This window comes from Morganella sp. B601 (genome assembly GCF_051172335.1).
In the GTDB taxonomy this organism is placed as follows: Bacteria; Pseudomonadota; Gammaproteobacteria; order Enterobacterales; family Enterobacteriaceae; genus Morganella; species Morganella morganii.
On sequence record NZ_JBPIZE010000008.1, the window covers coordinates 17,050 to 33,835 of the forward strand.

A 16,786-nucleotide genomic window follows, 5' to 3' on the forward strand; every position below is an offset into this window, starting at 1 on the left:
GGATGAGTGATTTACAGCAACAACTTTCCGCGCTGCTGCGCAGTGCGGATATCCGGCTGACCGATCAGCAGAAACAACAACTGACCGGTTATGTGGAGATGCTTCACAAATGGAACAAAGCCTATAACCTGACGTCTGTCCGCCAGCCGGAACAGATGCTGGTGCGCCATATCATGGACAGTATCGTGGTGGAACCGCACCTGACCGGCAGCCGGTTTATTGATGTCGGCACCGGCCCGGGGCTTCCCGGCGTGCCGCTGGCGATTGTCCGCCCGGACTCTCACTTTGTCCTGCTCGACAGCTTGGGTAAGCGTGTACGCTTCCTGAAACAGGTACAGCATGAACTGGGGCTGGGCAACATCGAACCGGTTCAGAGCCGCGTGGAAGAGTATCAGGGTGAACCATTTGACGGGGTTATCAGTCGTGCATTTGCATCACTGGATGATATGCTCAGCTGGTGTCATCACCTGCCGGTACCGGAAACCGGGCGCTTTTTTGCACTGAAAGGCAGTGTGCCGGAAGAGGAATTAACCCGGTTACCGGAGGGGATTTCTCTCGTCAGTGTCGAAAAACTGGTCGTGCCGCAACTTGACGAGCAGCGCCATCTGGTGATTCTTAAAGCAAATTGAGTTTGCTGTACGTCAAAAAACAGAAATATTTTTAAGGGGACGGAGTCAGCGCATTTTCTGCACCGTCCCTTTGTTTTGCCGGAGACGAAAATAAAATGCGTAACGGGGCCGTTACAAAGTGACAACGGCAGATTGGTTACTTTCAGGTAAGTTTATCTGCGAAAAATTTCATGCCGGATCGTTTTTACTGATAACGCATTATTTCAAAATTATTTATTTTATTTAAAATTAATCTGTAAATATCAGTTAAATGTTTATTTTTTTGATTAACTGGTTGATAGATATTGCTATTTTTACAACCGCTGATCGCTATAAAATGTTAATTCAACTAATGTATTTTATGTTATGTGATTTTTGTCACGTTTCAGAAATGAGTTGCACGTCGTATTCCGAGGTAGGGTAAACTCTATTTTTTGTACGATTTGTGGCGGCGGCAAAGAAATTAAATTTTTATTCACTTTTTCGCTACTTATTGATTGAAAACAATCTGGCTGCCCGTATAATTTGCACGTTTTTGTCTCTTGACACTCTCGCTCAAAGGCAGTTTTATACATCATTCAGTAAGCCTGACCCCGGAAGGTGCACACGGAGAAACTAAATGTCATGTCTGTCTCCCTTTTCAACGGAAAATTGACCAAAAAACTGTTGTTTTTGCAGTTTATGACGTTTGTTGTTCTTAGTGCGCTTTTTTGCATAAAAAGTATCGAGTGGGGTGCTTCCGCGCTGGCCGGGGGAGTTGCCGCATGGATACCGAATGCGATTTTTTTGCTGATCAGTAACCGGCAGAAAGCGCATGAGGAACCGCAGTCGTACCGGATTGCATGGTTTTTTGTGGTAGGGGAAGGGTTTAAAGTTATCTTCGCGATAGCGATACTGATGATTGCTTTAGGAGTGTTTAAAGCGGCAGTTGCACCACTGGTCTTGACCTATTTAGCGGTGCTTTTCGTGCAGATTATCGCACCGGCCGTGCTAAGCGGTTAGCGGTTTTAACAACAAAGGGTAAGAGGCATCATGTCTGCATCAGGAGAAAGTTTAACCACAAAAGAGTATATCGGTGGCCACCTGAATAACCTTCAGCTGGACCTGAATACTTTCGAGTTGGTCAATCCCCATGCGAACGCGACTCCATCTTTTTGGACGCTGAACATTGACTCCCTTTTCTTCTCAGTCGTATTAGGTATTTTCTTTTTATGGCTTTTCAGAAGGGTGGCAAAGAAAGCGACAAGTGGCGTTCCCGGGAAATTTCAGACTGCGGTAGAAATGCTTATCGGCTTCGTTGACAGCAACGTCCGTGATATGTATCACGGCAAGAGCAAGGTTATTGCACCTCTCGCATTAACTGTGTTCGTGTGGGTGCTGCTGATGAACGCACTGGACTTATTACCAATCGACTTCATTCCGTATATCGGTGAACACATCCTCGGTTTACCTGCGCTGCGTATCGTTCCGACCGCAGACGTAAGTATCACACTGTCGATGGCGATTGGTGTATTCGTTCTTATCCTCTTTTACAGCTTCAAGATGAAAGGCGTGAAAGGATTTGCAAAAGAGCTGACATTACAGCCTTTTAATCATCCGTTATTCATTCCTGTCAACCTGATTCTGGAAGGGGTAAGCCTGCTGTCAAAACCTGTTTCCCTCGGTCTGCGACTGTTTGGGAACATGTATGCAGGTGAGCTGATCTTCATTCTTATTGCAGGTCTGCTACCGTGGTGGTCACAATGGTTACTGAGCCTTCCGTGGGCGATTTTCCACATACTGATTATTACGTTACAAGCCTTTATTTTCATGGTTCTGACGATCGTCTATCTGTCGATGGCGTCTGAAGAGCATTAATTTTATTACCAATAACTGTGATTTAACTGAAACAAACTGGAGACTGTCATGGAAAACCTGAATATGGATCTGCTGTACATGGCTGCCGCTGTAATGATGGGCCTGGCGGCTATCGGTGCTGCGATCGGTATCGGCATCCTCGGTGGGAAATTTTTAGAAGGCGCTGCACGCCAGCCGGATTTAATCCCTCTGCTGCGTACTCAGTTCTTCATCGTAATGGGTCTGGTTGACGCCATCCCGATGATTGCTGTGGGTCTGGGCTTGTATGTAATGTTTGCGGTTGCGTAGTGATACGCCCACTCCCGGATATTTACATCAACTCAATTAGATAAAGAGGTATTGTGCTGTGAATCTTAACGCAACAATCCTCGGCCAGGCCATCGCGTTTGTCCTGTTTGTTTTGTTCTGTATGAAGTATGTATGGCCACCGATCATGGCGGCCATTGAAAAGCGTCAGAAAGAAATTGCTGACGGTTTATCTTCCGCAGAACGTGCTAAAAAGGACCTGGACTTAGCGCAAGCCAATGCGACCGACCAAATGAAAAAAGCGAAAGCGGAAGCATCTGCCCTGATCGATCAAGCGAATAAACAACGCGCTCAGATCATCGATGAGGCAAAAGCAGAAGCGGAAGTTGAGCGTAGCAAAATCGTAGCACAGGCGCAGGCGGAAATTGACGCCGAACGCAAACGTGCTCGTGAAGAGTTACGTAAACAGGTCGCCATTTTAGCTGTCGCGGGTGCCGAGAAAATTATTGAACGTTCCGTGGATGAAGCTGCTAACAGCGACATCGTTGATAAACTTGTCGCTGAACTGTAAGGAGGGTGGGGCATGTCAGAAATCGTTACTGTAGCTCGCCCCTACGCCAAAGCAGCTTTTGACTTTGCTGTGGAAAACCGGGCCGTTGAAAAATGGCAGGATATGCTGGCATTTGCCGCTGAAGTGACACGCAATGAGCAGATCGACGATCTGATTTCCGGTTCTTTTGCTCCGGAAACCCTGGCTCAGGCGTTTATCACTGTTTGCGGTGAGCAGATTGACGAGCATGTTCAGAACCTGGTTCGTATCATGGCTGAGAATGGTCGCTTAGTGACCCTGCCGGAAGTTAGCCGTCAGTTCGCAACACTGCGGGCTGCGCTGGAGTCAACTGTTGAGGTTGAAGTCACTTCAGCCGGCGAACTCAATGAACAGCAGCTGGCGAAAATTTCTGCAGCGATGGAAAAACGTCTGTCACGCAAAGTTAAGCTGAATTGCAAAATTGATAAGTCAGTTATCGCGGGGTTTGTATTGCGCGCCGGTGACCTTGTCATCGACAACAGCATTCGCAATCGACTCGAGCGTTTAACCGACGTCTTGCAGTCTTAAGGGGACTGGAGCATATGCAACTGAATTCCACCGAAATCAGCGAACTGATCAAGCAGCGCATTGCTCAGTTCAATGTCGTGAGTGAAGCTCACAACGAAGGTACGATTGTCTCCGTCAACGACGGTATCATTCGTATCCACGGTTTAGCCGAAGTTATGCAGGGTGAGATGATCTCTCTGCCGGGCAACCGTTATGCTATCGCACTGAACCTGGAGCGCGACTCTGTTGGTGCGGTTGTGATGGGTCCTTATGCCGACCTGGCAGAAGGCATGAAAGTCAAATGTACCGGTCGTATTCTGGAAGTGCCGGTTGGCCGTGGCCTGTTAGGCCGTGTGGTCAACACCCTGGGTGAGCCTATCGATGGTAAAGGCCAGGTTGAGCACGATGGTTTCTCACCTGTCGAAGTTATCGCACCGGGTGTTATCGACCGTCAGTCCGTTGATCAGCCTGTACAGACCGGTTATAAGTCTGTCGATGCGATGATTCCAATCGGCCGTGGTCAGCGTGAGCTGATTATCGGTGACCGTCAGACCGGTAAAACCGCACTGGCAATCGATGCAATCATCAACCAGCGTGATTCCGGCATCAAATGTATTTACGTCGCAATTGGTCAGAAAGCGTCCACTATTGCTAACGTTGTCCGTAAATTAGAAGAGCACAATGCGCTGGCCAACACAATCGTTGTGGTCGCGAGTGCGTCTGAATCTGCGGCACTGCAATACCTGGCGCCGTATTCCGGTTGTGCAATGGGTGAATACTTCCGTGACCGTGGTGAAGACGCGTTAATCATTTATGATGACCTGTCAAAACAAGCGGTTGCTTACCGTCAGATCTCCCTGCTGCTCCGTCGTCCGCCTGGACGTGAAGCATATCCTGGTGACGTTTTCTATCTGCACTCCCGTCTGCTGGAACGTGCTGCGCGTGTTAACGCGGAATATGTGGAAGCGTTTACCAAGGGTGAAGTGAAAGGCAAAACCGGTTCTCTGACCGCGCTGCCAATCATCGAAACGCAGGCAGGGGACGTATCAGCGTTCGTTCCGACTAACGTTATCTCCATCACTGATGGTCAGATCTTCCTGGAATCCGCGCTGTTCAACGCCGGTATCCGTCCTGCGGTTAACCCGGGGATCTCCGTATCCCGTGTGGGTGGTGCAGCACAGACCAAGATCATGAAAAAACTGTCCGGTGGTATCCGTACCGCTCTGGCACAGTATCGTGAACTGGCGGCGTTCTCACAGTTCGCATCTGACCTTGATGATGCAACCCGTAAACAGCTTGACCACGGTCAGAAAGTTACTGAGTTGCTGAAACAGAAACAGTATGCACCAATGTCAGTGGCACAACAGTCTCTGTCACTGTATGCAGCTGAGCGTGGTTACCTGGAAGATATCGAAATTTCGAAAGTCGTGCCGTTTGAAGCTGCTCTGATTGGCTACGCCACTCGTGAACATGCTGATCTTCTGAAAGAAATCGACCAGACGGGTAGCTATAACGATGATATCGAAGCGAAGTTGAAAAACGTGCTCGATACCTTCAAGGCAACTCAGTCCTGGTAATACTAAACGGCCTGTGTGAACAGTACAGGCCGTCTGGTTCATGAGGAGAGCAAATGGCCGGCGCAAAAGAGATACGTTCTAAGATCGCCAGCGTACAAAATACGCAGAAGATCACTAAAGCGATGGAAATGGTCGCGGCGTCCAAAATGCGTAAAACGCAGGACCGCATGGCGGCCAGCCGTCCTTATGCAGAGACCATCCGCAGTGTGATTGGTCACATTGCATTAGGTAATCTGGAATATAAACATCCATACCTCGAAGAACGCGAGGTTAAGCGTGTCGGGTACCTGGTTGTTTCTACCGACCGTGGTTTGTGTGGTGGTTTGAACATTAACTTGTTCAAGAAGCTGATTGTCGAAATGAAAGACTGGTCTGACAAAGGTGTTCAGACTGATCTGGCTCTGATCGGGTCCAAAGCAACATCATTCTTCTCCTCTGTGGGCGGGAATGTGGTTGCTCAGGTAACCGGCATGGGGGATGACCCGTCGCTGGCTGACCTTATCGGTTCGGTAAAAGTCATGCTTCAGGCCTACGACGAAGGTCGTCTTGACAAGCTGTACATTGTAACTAACCGGTTTGTGAATACCATGTCTCAGGTTCCGACCATTGTTCAGGTTCTGCCGTTACCGCCAAGTGATGACGAAAACCTGAAGAAGAAAACCTGGGATTATTTATACGAACCTGATCCTAAAGCGTTACTGGATTCCCTTTTACGGCGCTACATCGAAGCGCTGGTATACCAGGGCGTTGTGGAAAACCTGGCCAGTGAGCAGGCCGCCCGTATGGTTGCAATGAAAGCTGCAACTGATAACGGCGGTAACATGATCAAAGAGCTGAATTTAGTTTACAACAAAGCGCGTCAGGCAAGCATTACACAAGAACTCACCGAGATTGTGTCCGGTGCTGCCGCGGTTTAACACCCGGGTTTTACGAATTACGTAGAGGATTCAAGATGGCTACTGGAAAAATCATCCAGGTTATCGGCGCCGTTGTGGACGTCGAATTTCCTCAGGATGCAGTACCGAAAGTGTACGATGCGCTTGAGGTAAAAAATGGTAATGAAAAGCTGGTGCTGGAAGTTCAGCAGCAGTTAGGCGGCGGGGTTGTCCGTTGTATCGCTATGGGTACATCTGATGGTCTGAGCCGTAATCTGGAAGTAACCGATTTAGGCCACCCGATCGAAGTCCCTGTCGGCGTGAAAACCTTAGGACGTATCATGAACGTTCTGGGTGATCCGATCGATATGAAAGGTGACATCGGCGCAGAAGAAAAATGGTCTATTCACCGTGCTGCACCAACATACGAAGAACTGTCTAACTCCCAGGAACTGCTGGAAACAGGTATCAAAGTAATGGACCTGATCTGCCCGTTCGCGAAGGGTGGTAAAGTCGGTCTGTTCGGTGGTGCGGGTGTGGGTAAAACCGTAAACATGATGGAACTGATCCGTAACATCGCGATCGAGCACTCCGGTTACTCTGTATTCGCAGGGGTCGGTGAGCGTACCCGTGAAGGTAACGACTTCTATCATGAAATGACAGACTCCAACGTTCTGGACAAAGTATCACTCGTGTACGGCCAGATGAACGAGCCACCGGGAAACCGTCTGCGCGTTGCTCTGACCGGTCTGACCATGGCGGAAAAATTCCGTGATGAAGGCCGCGACGTACTGCTGTTCGTTGATAACATCTACCGTTATACCCTTGCCGGTACTGAAGTATCCGCGCTGTTAGGCCGTATGCCTTCAGCGGTAGGTTACCAGCCGACACTGGCGGAAGAAATGGGTGTGCTTCAGGAACGTATCACATCGACCAAAACAGGCTCTATCACGTCTGTACAGGCCGTTTACGTCCCTGCGGATGACTTAACTGACCCGTCTCCTGCAACCACGTTCGCCCACCTTGATGCGACCGTCGTTCTGAGCCGTCAGATTGCGTCTCTGGGTATCTACCCTGCGGTTGACCCGCTGGATTCTACCAGCCGTCAGCTTGACCCGCTCGTTGTTGGTCAGGAGCACTACGATGTTGCCCGTGGCGTACAGTCAATCCTCCAGCGTTATCAGGAACTGAAAGATATCATCGCAATCCTCGGGATGGATGAGCTGTCAGAAGAAGATAAACTGGTTGTTGCACGTGCCCGTAAAATCCAGCGCTTCCTGTCTCAGCCGTTCTTCGTGGCAGAAGTCTTCACCGGTTCACCGGGTAAGTTCGTTTCCCTGAAAGACACTATCCGTGGCTTTAAAGGTATCCTGGAAGGTGATTACGATCATCTGCCGGAGCAGGCGTTCTACATGGTTGGTACCATCGAAGAAGCTGTGGAAAAAGCGAAGAAGATTTAATCCGGTTGACAGGAGGCTGATATGTCTGCAATGACGTTTCACCTGACGGTAGTAAGTGCCGAAAAACAACTGTTTAAGGGCTTAGTCCAGAAGATTCAGGTGACAGGCAGTGAAGGTGAGCTGGGTATTTACCCGATGCATACCCCGCTGCTGACTGCCATAAAACCGGGCATGGTACGGATTGTTAAGCAATTTGGTGAAGAAGAGCTTATCTACCTTTCAGGCGGAATGCTCGAAGTACAGCCAAACGGCGTTATCGTACTTGCGGACACGGCTATCCGTGCAAACGATCTGGATGCTGCACTGGCGATGGAATCAAAACGCCGCGCGGAAGAAAACATCCGGAAAGCACATGGTGACGTGGATTATGCTCAGGCATCAGCCGAACTGGCAAAAGCAATTGCAAAATTACGTGTAATTGACGAATTAGCCAAGAAGATGATGTAACCGAGGCAGTTAAAATATAAAAGCCAGTCAGTATCCGCTGACTGGCTTTTTTGCGTTGCGAAATATGTGGTATTTTTTTGTGTAAAAAGGTTTACTTGGCACTCTAAAAGAGGAGCGATCAGATTTCTTATGTCTACGAATGCTAAAAGTGTGGTAATTCTCGCTGCGGGTAAAGGTACCCGGATGTACTCCGCTCTGCCGAAGGTATTACATCACCTGGCGGGCAAACCGATGGTTCAGCATGTGATTGATACTGCCCTTTCACTGGGCGCACAGAATGTGCATCTGGTTTACGGACACGGCGGTGATTTATTACAGAGTACGCTGTCGGATCAGAATCTGAACTGGGTTTTACAGGCAGAACAACTGGGAACCGGGCATGCGATGCAGCAGGCTGCACCTCACTTTGCCGATGACGAAGATATTCTGATGCTGTACGGCGATGTTCCGCTGATTGCGGCTGAAACGCTGGAACGCCTGATGGCGGTCAAACCGGAAGGCGGCATTGGCCTGCTGACAGTGATTCTGGATAACCCGGCGGGTTACGGCCGCATCATCCGTGAAAACGGACTGGTGACCGGGATTATCGAACAGAAAGATGCCTCTGAAGAGCAGCGGAAAATCAAAGAAATCAATACCGGTATTCTGGTTGCCAATGGTGGTGATCTCAAACGCTGGTTAGCAAAACTGAACAACAATAATGCGCAGGGTGAATTTTATATCACCGATATTATTGCCATTGCGCATCAGGAAGGGCGTCGTATTGAGACGGCTCATCCGGAAAAACTGAGTGAAATGGAAGGGGTGAATAACCGCCTTCAGCTCGCGGCACTGGAGCGTATTTATCAGCGTGAACAGGCCGATCGTCTGTTACTCGAAGGTGTGATGATTCTGGATCCGGCGCGTTTTGACCTGCGCGGCACTCTGACACACGGTAAAGATGTCATCATTGACGTGAATGTCATTATCGAAGGCAATGTGACACTCGGTAATAATGTAGTGATTGGCGCCGGTTGTGTGCTGAAAGACTGCGTTATCGGTGACGGCTCTGTGCTCAGTCCGTATACCGTGGTGGAATCATCTGAAATGGCCCGTGACTGTACTGTCGGTCCGTTTGCCCGTCTGCGTCCCGGCTCTGTGCTGGCAGACAAAGCCCATGTCGGCAACTTTGTAGAAATGAAGAAAGCGACACTCGGCGTCGGCTCTAAAGCCGGACATCTCAGCTATCTTGGGGATGCGGAAATCGGTAACGATGTGAATATCGGTGCCGGAACCATCACCTGTAACTATGATGGCGCAAACAAATTCAAAACAGTGATCGGCGATGATGTTTTTGTCGGCTCTGATACCCAGCTGGTGGCGCCGGTCACTATCGGGAAAGGCGCGACAGTCGGTGCCGGTACAACCGTAACAAAAGATGTGGGTGATAATGAACTGGTGATAAGCCGGGTCAGACAAACCCAGATTGCCGGCTGGAAACGTCCGGTAAAAATGAAAAAGTAAATACAATAATAACCCCATATCTACACAGCCCGGGGACACGGCAACGCCGTAAAAACAATCAGGCAGGACATCGTTAAATCAGGAATTTACAACTATGTGTGGAATTGTTGGTGCAGTAGCACAACGTGATATCGCTGAAATTCTGTTAGAAGGGCTTCGTCGTCTGGAATACCGCGGGTATGACTCTGCCGGTATGGCGGTTGTGGACAGCGAAGGGCACCTGACCCGCCTGCGTGAAGTCGGTAAAGTGAAAATGCTGGCGGAAGAAGCAGAAAAAACGCCGGTTTCCGGCGGCACCGGTATCGCGCACACACGCTGGGCAACGCATGGCGAGCCTCTGGAACGCAACGCACACCCGCATGTTTCCGGAAATATCGCCGTTGTTCATAACGGTATTATTGAAAACTACAGTGAATTACGGGAATTACTGAAAGGCCGCGGCTATCAGTTCACTTCCGACACCGACACTGAAGTTATCGCACACCTGGTGAACTGGGAACATTCACAGGGCGGTACGCTGCGTGAAGCCGTACAGCGCGCTATCCCGCAACTGCGCGGTGCATACGGTACGGTGATTATGGATTCCCGCACACCGGAACTGCTGGTTGCTGCCCGTTCAGGCAGCCCGCTGGTGGTCGGTCTGGGTGTCGGTGAAAACTTCCTTGCTTCTGATCAGCTGGCACTGCTGCCGGTTACCCGCCGCTTTATCTACCTGGAAGAAGGGGATATCGTCGAAATTACCCGCCGTCATGTTCATATTTTTGACCGCAATGGTGATGAAGCAGAACGCGATGTGATTGAATCCAACGTTCAGTATGATGCCGGTGATAAAGGTATTTACCGTCATTATATGCAGAAAGAGATCTATGAGCAGCCGCTGGCCATCAAAAACACGATGGAAGGGCGTCTGCGCAATGAAACGGTCGAATTCAGCGAGCTGGGTGAAAAAGCCCGTGATGTGCTGTCCGGTATTGAGCATATCCAAATTGTTGCCTGCGGTACCTCATTCAACGCCGGGATGGTCTCCCGCTACTGGTTTGAAGCTCTGGCAGGTATTCCGTGTGATGTGGAAATCGCCTCTGAATTCCGTTACCGCAAACCGGCCTGCCGTAAGAACAGCCTGCTGATCACCATTTCACAGTCCGGTGAAACCGCAGATACCCTGGCGGCACTGCGTCTGGGCAAAGAGCTGGGCTATCTGACTTCTCTGGCTATCTGTAACGTTGCCGGTTCATCACTGGTGCGTGAATCTGATTTTGCTGTGATGACCAAAGCCGGGACTGAAATCGGTGTGGCCTCCACCAAGGCATTCACTACTCAGCTGACTGTTCTGCTGATGCTGGTGGCTTACCTCGGCCGCCTGAAAGGCAAAGGTGAAGCGCTGGAGCACAGTATTGTGACTGCACTGCATGCGCTGCCGAGCCGTATCGAAAGCATGCTGTCTCAGGATAAAGTCATTGAGCAGCTGGCGGAGGATTTCTCTGATAAGAGCCACGCACTGTTCCTGGGCCGCGGGGATCAGTTCCCGATCGCGGTGGAAGGCGCGCTGAAACTTAAAGAGATCTCGTATATCCACGCAGAAGCCTATGCCGCCGGTGAATTAAAACACGGCCCGCTGGCGCTGATTGATGCGGATATGCCGGTCATTATCGTGGCGCCGAATAACGAACTGCTGGAAAAACTGAAATCCAACATTGAAGAGGTTCGTGCCCGTGGTGGTCTGCTGTATGTCTTCGCGGATAAAGACGCCGGTTTCAGCGACAGCGAAAATATGAAAATTATTCCGCTGCCGTATGTGGAAGAGCTTATTGCTCCAATCTTCTACACCATCCCGTTACAGCTGCTCTCTTATCACGTCGCCTTAATTAAAGGTACTGATGTGGATCAGCCGCGTAACCTGGCGAAATCAGTGACAGTTGAATAAGCTGAGCCTGATTTAGTTTCAGATAATTAATTAGTAAAGCCCGGCGCGTATCACTGTGATACACGCCGGGCTTTTTCTATCCCGCCATTCTCATCCTTAAGAAAAACAACATCATTATTTGACTAACAATCATATTTATAAACTAAATGTGATTAGGTTCACTTACTTATCAGTAATAGAATTTGAATTTATTTCCTTAATAACCAATTATATAGAAAGCCAAAAGAAAAAATAAATTAAGATTCTGGCACTAAAAATATCGCAAAATATCAATACTGGAGTAAGTTATGCTTAAAAATATCAGTATAAGAACCGTCATTGTCGTCTTTCTCATCTGTAATTTCACTACAATTAATATTATCTTTCTCTTGCCCCTGTCCGCACTAATTAAATTAGTGATGCTTAATATTGTTAGTGTTTTTACGTTCGCCTGCTCATGGTTTTACATTACGAAGTATCTGGTGATGCCGATCAATGCCGTGAAAAACAGTATTGATGAGGTTAACGCCGGTAACTTATCGGTGCGGATCCCGGTATTTGGTAATAACTGTGCCGGACGCCTGATCCCCGGGGTGAATCAGCTGGCGGAAAGCCTTTCTCTGCTGGTCAGTGAAATCCGCAGCTCATCAGATTCCGCATCTGTGTTGTCTGAGCAACTGGCAATGCGCAGTTTTGAGCTGTCTGCCAAGACGGAGCAGCAATCGGCCATGCTGGTGGAAACAGCGGCCAATATGGAGGAGATTGCCGCCGGGACTAAAAATAATGCGGAGAATACGGTGCTGGTCAGTGAGCATGCACAGGAAGCAACCGTGTTTGCCGGGCATGGCGGTAAGCTGATGGAGGAAGTGGCCACCAATATGCATTCTATTAATGAGTGCACTAATAAGATGACTGAAATCATCACCCTGATTGATTCCATTGCCTTCCAGACCAACATTCTGGCGCTGAATGCTGCCGTAGAGGCTGCCCGTGCCGGTGAGCACGGCAGAGGCTTTACTGTTGTGGCCGGCGAGGTCAGAAATCTGGCTCACCGCAGTTCAGAATCAGCGAAAAATATTAAATCCCTGATTGCTGTGACAACCGATAATGTTAAGCAGGGAGAGGATATTGTTCACCGCGCCGAAGTGAATATGAATAAGATTGTTGAGGGTGCGGAGCGGGTAAACGGCCTGATGGCGCAGATCTCTGTTTCCACACAACAGCAGCAGCAGGGGATTGAGCAGATAGCAACGGCTCTTTCCGAGCTGGAACAGGCAACTCAGGGCAGTGTTATGATCGCCGATGAGCTTGCCGGTTCTTCTGATGCGCTTAAGGCTCAGGTTGCGGATTTACACTCACGGACACGGGATTTCCGCCTGACGAATCACACCGCTGCTCAGCCACACAGCAAACCGGTATTAAACACCGGTAAACGGGTTGCGCGGTTTGCCGCATCAGCTCAGGCATGATTGCCGAAAACCTGAATTGCCTGCTGTAATCGTGAGGAGCGCCGTGTCAGTTCAGTGGTGGCACCGGTGACATTATTGACCATTTCAGTATTGTTGCCGGTCATGGTGCCGATACGGGCGACGGATTCATTGATAAGCTCCAGTGCCTGAGTCTGTTCTTTGGTGGCAAGACCGATTTCATTGATCATGGATGACATTTTCAGCACATCAGTGACCATTTCCCCGAGCTGGGTTTCAGTCTGCTCTGCCATTGTCACGCCGGTGCGGACATTGGCCGCGTTTTTCTCAATCAGGGTTTTTATCTCTTTGGCGGCAGAGGCGGAATGCAGCGCCAGGTTGCGCACCTCTGCGGCCACAACAGAAAAGCCCCGTCCGGCGTCCCCTGCACGGGCGGCTTCCACCGACGCATTCAGCGCCAGAATGTTAGTCTGAAAAGCAATACGGTCAATCACGCCGATGATATCAACAATCTGATTATTATCCGCAGAAATGGTATGCATCATATCGATGGTTTTCTGCATGGTTTCGTTGCTTTGTGTTGCGCTGTTACTCGCATTACCGGCGATATTCATCGTCAGATAAACGCTTTCGGCAGTCTGCTGCACTGCACTGCTGATTTCCTCAATGGCGACCGCGGTTTGCTGCAGATGGGCGGATGCCTCTTCAGAGCGGGTATGCAGCGCGGTGGTTTCCTGTGAAACCCGCTGGTTGATAGCGCGGATCCCGGCAACCTGTGTGCTGACATCATCCACCAGCGAGTTCAGATTAAGCCCGGACTGATTCACCAAACGCATCAGCAGTCCGATTTCATCAACCCTGTCCATGTGTACCGGATCCGGTTTCCGCCCGGAAACGACTTTTTTCATCTGTGACAGCAGTAATTTAACCGGCTGAGAGACTTGTGACTGAAGGTAAACCGACAGCAGAATAAATAAAGCCGCCACACCACCTGCCTGAATAAACGGATTTAACGGTGAAAATACCAGAGCCAGAGTTAATAACATTACAGTTAATAAGGAATAATTAATCCGCTGCCCGACAGGCAGCCATTTCAGTAATGATAAAAATGCCAGTTTACCTTTGCGGATAATAATACCTTTAAAAAGACGATATCCGTTCAATTTATTACTCTTTAACCTGCTGTAAAGTGAGGCACTTTTTTTATTTCATCACGGGTTGGTACTGTCCGGACAGAAATATAGCCTGTCAGTTTTTTATCGTGCCATACCGGGGTGACATTTGCCCGCACCCAGTAATGGTCGCCGTTACGGCAGCGGTTCTTGATAATACCTGTCCAGCTGTCACCCTGCTGCAGGGTATACCACATATCGGCAAAGGCGGCCGGAGGCATATCCGGGTGTCGGATAATATTATGAGGCTGTCCGGTTAATTGCCCTTCCTCAAACCCGCTTGCGGTAATAAATGCAGAGTTTGCATAGGTTATATGGCTCTGAGTGTCAGTGGTTGACATTAATATTGCATTATCGTTAAGCGAGTATTCATGCTGTGTGACAGGAATGTTGTTTTTCATTATAACCCCGGGTGATATAAAATAATTAACAAATAGCCCTCCGCACTGTTAAAAGACAGTACAGAATGGTTGTTTTATTTTTTAGCTAATATATTAGTAATTGACAGGGAAATATAGATTTTTTTATTTTTAAAAATTATTTTTGGGCATAGGAATGAAACGATTTAAGCGATATTTAATTATTAAATTAATATTATGTTTATTCTTATTTGTTGATGTAACAACAGTTTTCATGTTATTCGTTTTTTATATCGGATAGAAATTTTAAATTTAAATAAATCTCAGTTTCGGAATTTTTAAATCATTACTTAACCGTAATTTTCAGTGAAGACAATCGCGGTATTTTTAAGGTAAATGTGTATCGGTTATCTGGCCGGATGATCCGGAATGTGGCGCAGCGTCATTTCGGCGATATTCAGAGATTCCGGCAGGGCGATACGGTAAGTGCAGAACACTTTTCTCAGGTTCATATCCACAACGACGGTGTCGGGTGGGCACCACACCAGTAATTGAGGTTATCCGGTGTCTGCGGCGGGTGTGATGACACCGGGTTTGCCGGAGAGGTAAAAACCGTATCACCGGCGTTGTATGTACCGCCGGAGGCATGCTCATAACGGATATCAAGATAACTGATCGGTTCAGATTCCGTGAGAAACCACTCGTCATCCTCTTTGATCCAGTAACGGGGACCGAATATGCGCAGGACTTTCTGATATTTTCCGATCTGAATACCGACATCGAAAACCGGAACCGGATTATTTTCCGGTACAAACGCTGTGGCGTTAATGACAATCTCGGTTTTCGGTTTATAAGGGGCTAAATCACTTTCGTATTCAATACTGGTATCAACCATTTCATTGTAGCTGACATCCGTATAATTCAGCAGGGATTGTTCCGGGGAAATAACAAGCTGACTCTGTCCGTCACGGTTATTTATCCGGATATCATAGGTAATACGTGATGCAACGATATGAAATGTATCATGTTGATGATTATCGCTGTCATAATTCAGCGCCGGAAAAATAGTGTGATTGATAAAATTCATGACATTCGCCTTTATAACAGATAAAAAATCACAAAAATACGCAATTTCCCTCAGGCTGATGTAATACAGGGCAGATATAATAATATCCTATGTATAAACACGATATTTTTACGGATTCAGCCGGTTTTTAATATCGCTAATGTAGTCTTTTCACGGCAAAAGAATATAAGAGTTAGCCGATATTCTTTTTATTATTTACCGCCCGCACTGCAGGCGGTAAATAAATGTTTATCTGCCGGAAAAATTGAGACAGGCTGCGCCCCGGGCGCCGCCGGAATCCCCGTAACGGGCTTTATGAATGGCGGGCAGTGAGGCAACGCCGTAGAGATACTGCGGCAGATATTCCGGCAGCAGGCGGTAAATCTCCTCAAATTGTGATAATCCGCCGCCGATCACCAGTAAATCAGGATCAAAGACACTCAGCACATTTCCCAGATAGTGCGCGAGCAGTGACATATACCGCTCAACGTGCAGTTTTGCATTATGATCACCGTCGTAATAACGGGCGATAATATCAACCGCACTGAGCTTTTCGCCGTAAAATGCCGTGAAAATCCGCTCAAACCCGGGGCCGGAAAGATAGGTTTCAAAACAGCCGGTTTTTCCGCAGCCGCAGAGGGTCTCCGGAACCTGATGCCCGAGAAGCTTATCCCCTTCCAGAGTCATATTGATGTGACCGATTTCACCGGCAATCCCGTTTTTTCCCGGTAACACCGTGCCGTTAATCACAAAGCCGCCGCCGACACCGGTACCGAGGATCAGCCCCAGTACTGTCGGATAGTGGCGGAATGCCGGATCCCAGGCTTCGGAGAGTGCAAAGCAGTTGGCGTCATTTTCAATTTTTACCGGGCGCTGCAATATGGTTTCCAGATCATGACGCAGCGGCTGATATTGAGCGGCAGGCACATTGGTGGTAAACACCGTTCCTTTTTCATGATTCACAATACCGGGAACGCCGATGCCGATTTTTCCTTTGCATCCGAGTTCGGTATCCGCCTGTTCTGTCAGTTGTCTGAATGCTTCAAGCAGAGCGGCGTAGCTCTCTTTCGGTGTCGCAATACGCTTTTGCCAGACCGGTTCCAGTGCTTCATTAAAAACGGCAAGCTCAATTTTCGTCCCGCCCATATCAAAACCGTAATACATGATGATTCCGCCCTGTTCTGATCACT

At 48.6% G+C, this 16,786-nt stretch carries 15 protein-coding genes and 1 pseudogene; 13 read left to right on the plus strand and 3 right to left on the minus strand.

What is annotated here, in order from left to right; translation table 11 throughout:
• The first annotated feature begins 2 nt into the window (after nucleotides 1-2).
• The 13 genes from rsmG to ACSBQN_RS17100 all read left to right on the plus strand — a co-directional run bounded on the left by rsmG (nucleotide 3) and on the right by ACSBQN_RS17100 (nucleotide 13,041).
• A complete protein-coding gene (gene rsmG / locus ACSBQN_RS17040) occupies nucleotides 3-629 on the plus strand; it encodes a 16S rRNA (guanine(527)-N(7))-methyltransferase RsmG (RefSeq protein WP_024473724.1) in 627 nt (208 codons plus the stop codon).
• A gap of 603 nt (nucleotides 630-1,232) precedes the next feature.
• Nucleotides 1,233-1,610 carry a F0F1 ATP synthase subunit I gene (gene atpI, locus ACSBQN_RS17045; protein WP_004236739.1) on the plus strand — a complete coding sequence of 126 codons (378 nt, stop codon included), beginning with the start codon at nucleotides 1,233-1,235 and terminating at the stop codon, nucleotides 1,608-1,610.
• A gap of 30 nt (nucleotides 1,611-1,640) precedes the next feature.
• The gene (gene atpB / locus ACSBQN_RS17050; protein ID WP_004236738.1) at nucleotides 1,641-2,465 is read left to right on the plus strand and encodes a F0F1 ATP synthase subunit A; all 825 of its coding nucleotides are present in this window, start codon (nucleotides 1,641-1,643) and stop codon (nucleotides 2,463-2,465) included.
• 48 nt (nucleotides 2,466-2,513) lie between these two features.
• Nucleotides 2,514-2,753, plus strand: a complete 240-nt coding sequence (gene atpE / locus ACSBQN_RS17055) for a F0F1 ATP synthase subunit C (protein WP_000429386.1) — start codon at nucleotides 2,514-2,516, stop codon at nucleotides 2,751-2,753.
• Between the two features lie 58 nt (nucleotides 2,754-2,811).
• A complete protein-coding gene (atpF, locus tag ACSBQN_RS17060; protein WP_024473723.1) occupies nucleotides 2,812-3,282 on the plus strand; it encodes a F0F1 ATP synthase subunit B in 471 nt (156 codons plus the stop codon).
• A gap of 12 nt (nucleotides 3,283-3,294) precedes the next feature.
• Nucleotides 3,295-3,828 carry a F0F1 ATP synthase subunit delta gene (gene atpH / locus ACSBQN_RS17065; protein WP_004236736.1) on the plus strand — a complete coding sequence of 178 codons (534 nt, stop codon included), beginning with the start codon at nucleotides 3,295-3,297 and terminating at the stop codon, nucleotides 3,826-3,828.
• A 14-nt stretch (nucleotides 3,829-3,842) separates the two neighbouring features.
• On the plus strand, nucleotides 3,843-5,384 hold the full coding sequence (gene atpA / locus ACSBQN_RS17070; RefSeq protein ID WP_004236735.1) for a F0F1 ATP synthase subunit alpha: 1,542 nt from the start codon (nucleotides 3,843-3,845) through the stop codon (nucleotides 5,382-5,384).
• Between the two features lie 53 nt (nucleotides 5,385-5,437).
• Entirely contained in the window at nucleotides 5,438-6,301 is an 864-nt protein-coding gene (gene atpG / locus ACSBQN_RS17075; protein ID WP_004240209.1) for a F0F1 ATP synthase subunit gamma, read from the plus strand.
• Between the two features lie 35 nt (nucleotides 6,302-6,336).
• A complete protein-coding gene (atpD, locus tag ACSBQN_RS17080) occupies nucleotides 6,337-7,719 on the plus strand; it encodes a F0F1 ATP synthase subunit beta (RefSeq protein WP_024473722.1) in 1,383 nt (460 codons plus the stop codon).
• A 21-nt stretch (nucleotides 7,720-7,740) separates the two neighbouring features.
• Complete coding sequence (locus ACSBQN_RS17085; RefSeq protein ID WP_004236731.1) at nucleotides 7,741-8,166, plus strand: F0F1 ATP synthase subunit epsilon; 426 nt, start codon at nucleotides 7,741-7,743, stop codon at nucleotides 8,164-8,166.
• A gap of 129 nt (nucleotides 8,167-8,295) precedes the next feature.
• Nucleotides 8,296-9,669, plus strand: coding sequence for a bifunctional UDP-N-acetylglucosamine diphosphorylase/glucosamine-1-phosphate N-acetyltransferase GlmU (gene glmU / locus ACSBQN_RS17090; protein ID WP_036408872.1), 1,374 nt, complete (start codon nucleotides 8,296-8,298; stop codon nucleotides 9,667-9,669).
• Between the two features lie 94 nt (nucleotides 9,670-9,763).
• Complete coding sequence (glmS, locus tag ACSBQN_RS17095) at nucleotides 9,764-11,593, plus strand: glutamine--fructose-6-phosphate transaminase (isomerizing) (RefSeq protein ID WP_004236729.1); 1,830 nt, start codon at nucleotides 9,764-9,766, stop codon at nucleotides 11,591-11,593.
• Nucleotides 11,594-11,880: 287 nt separating this feature from the next.
• Nucleotides 11,881-13,041 (plus strand): methyl-accepting chemotaxis protein, encoded by a 1,161-nt coding sequence (locus ACSBQN_RS17100; protein WP_024473720.1) that lies wholly within the window; start codon nucleotides 11,881-11,883, stop codon nucleotides 13,039-13,041.
• Here the strand turns inward: ACSBQN_RS17100 and ACSBQN_RS17105 are convergent.
• The 3 genes and pseudogenes from ACSBQN_RS17105 to nagK form a co-directional block, all read right to left on the minus strand.
• Nucleotides 13,032-14,572, minus strand: a pseudogene (locus ACSBQN_RS17105) (methyl-accepting chemotaxis protein). The gene ACSBQN_RS17100 and the pseudogene ACSBQN_RS17105 sit on opposite strands and share 10 nt — an antisense overlap.
• Nucleotides 14,573-15,038: 466 nt before the next feature.
• Entirely contained in the window at nucleotides 15,039-15,617 is a 579-nt protein-coding gene (locus ACSBQN_RS17110; RefSeq protein WP_024473718.1) for a DUF2169 domain-containing protein, read from the minus strand.
• 228 nt (nucleotides 15,618-15,845) lie between these two features.
• A complete protein-coding gene (gene nagK / locus ACSBQN_RS17115) occupies nucleotides 15,846-16,760 on the minus strand; it encodes an N-acetylglucosamine kinase (RefSeq protein ID WP_024473717.1) in 915 nt (304 codons plus the stop codon).
• Nucleotides 16,761-16,786: the final 26 nt, after the last annotated feature.

Coding starts and splice junctions, on each gene's coding strand:
- atpG (WP_004240209.1), top strand. CDS start 5,438: ATGGCCGGCGCAAAAGAGATACGTTCTAAGATCGCCAGCGTACAAAAT.
- ACSBQN_RS17085 (WP_004236731.1), top strand. CDS start 7,741: ATGTCTGCAATGACGTTTCACCTGACGGTAGTAAGTGCCGAAAAACAA.
- atpA (WP_004236735.1), top strand. CDS start 3,843: ATGCAACTGAATTCCACCGAAATCAGCGAACTGATCAAGCAGCGCATT.
- atpD (WP_024473722.1), top strand. CDS start 6,337: ATGGCTACTGGAAAAATCATCCAGGTTATCGGCGCCGTTGTGGACGTC.
- atpB (WP_004236738.1), top strand. CDS start 1,641: ATGTCTGCATCAGGAGAAAGTTTAACCACAAAAGAGTATATCGGTGGC.
- nagK (WP_024473717.1), bottom strand. CDS start 16,760: ATGTATTACGGTTTTGATATGGGCGGGACGAAAATTGAGCTTGCCGTT.
- glmU (WP_036408872.1), top strand. CDS start 8,296: ATGTCTACGAATGCTAAAAGTGTGGTAATTCTCGCTGCGGGTAAAGGT.
- rsmG (WP_024473724.1), top strand. CDS start 3: ATGAGTGATTTACAGCAACAACTTTCCGCGCTGCTGCGCAGTGCGGAT.
- glmS (WP_004236729.1), top strand. CDS start 9,764: ATGTGTGGAATTGTTGGTGCAGTAGCACAACGTGATATCGCTGAAATT.
- atpE (WP_000429386.1), top strand. CDS start 2,514: ATGGAAAACCTGAATATGGATCTGCTGTACATGGCTGCCGCTGTAATG.
- ACSBQN_RS17110 (WP_024473718.1), bottom strand. CDS start 15,617: ATGAATTTTATCAATCACACTATTTTTCCGGCGCTGAATTATGACAGC.
- atpI (WP_004236739.1), top strand. CDS start 1,233: ATGTCTGTCTCCCTTTTCAACGGAAAATTGACCAAAAAACTGTTGTTT.
- ACSBQN_RS17100 (WP_024473720.1), top strand. CDS start 11,881: ATGCTTAAAAATATCAGTATAAGAACCGTCATTGTCGTCTTTCTCATC.
- atpH (WP_004236736.1), top strand. CDS start 3,295: ATGTCAGAAATCGTTACTGTAGCTCGCCCCTACGCCAAAGCAGCTTTT.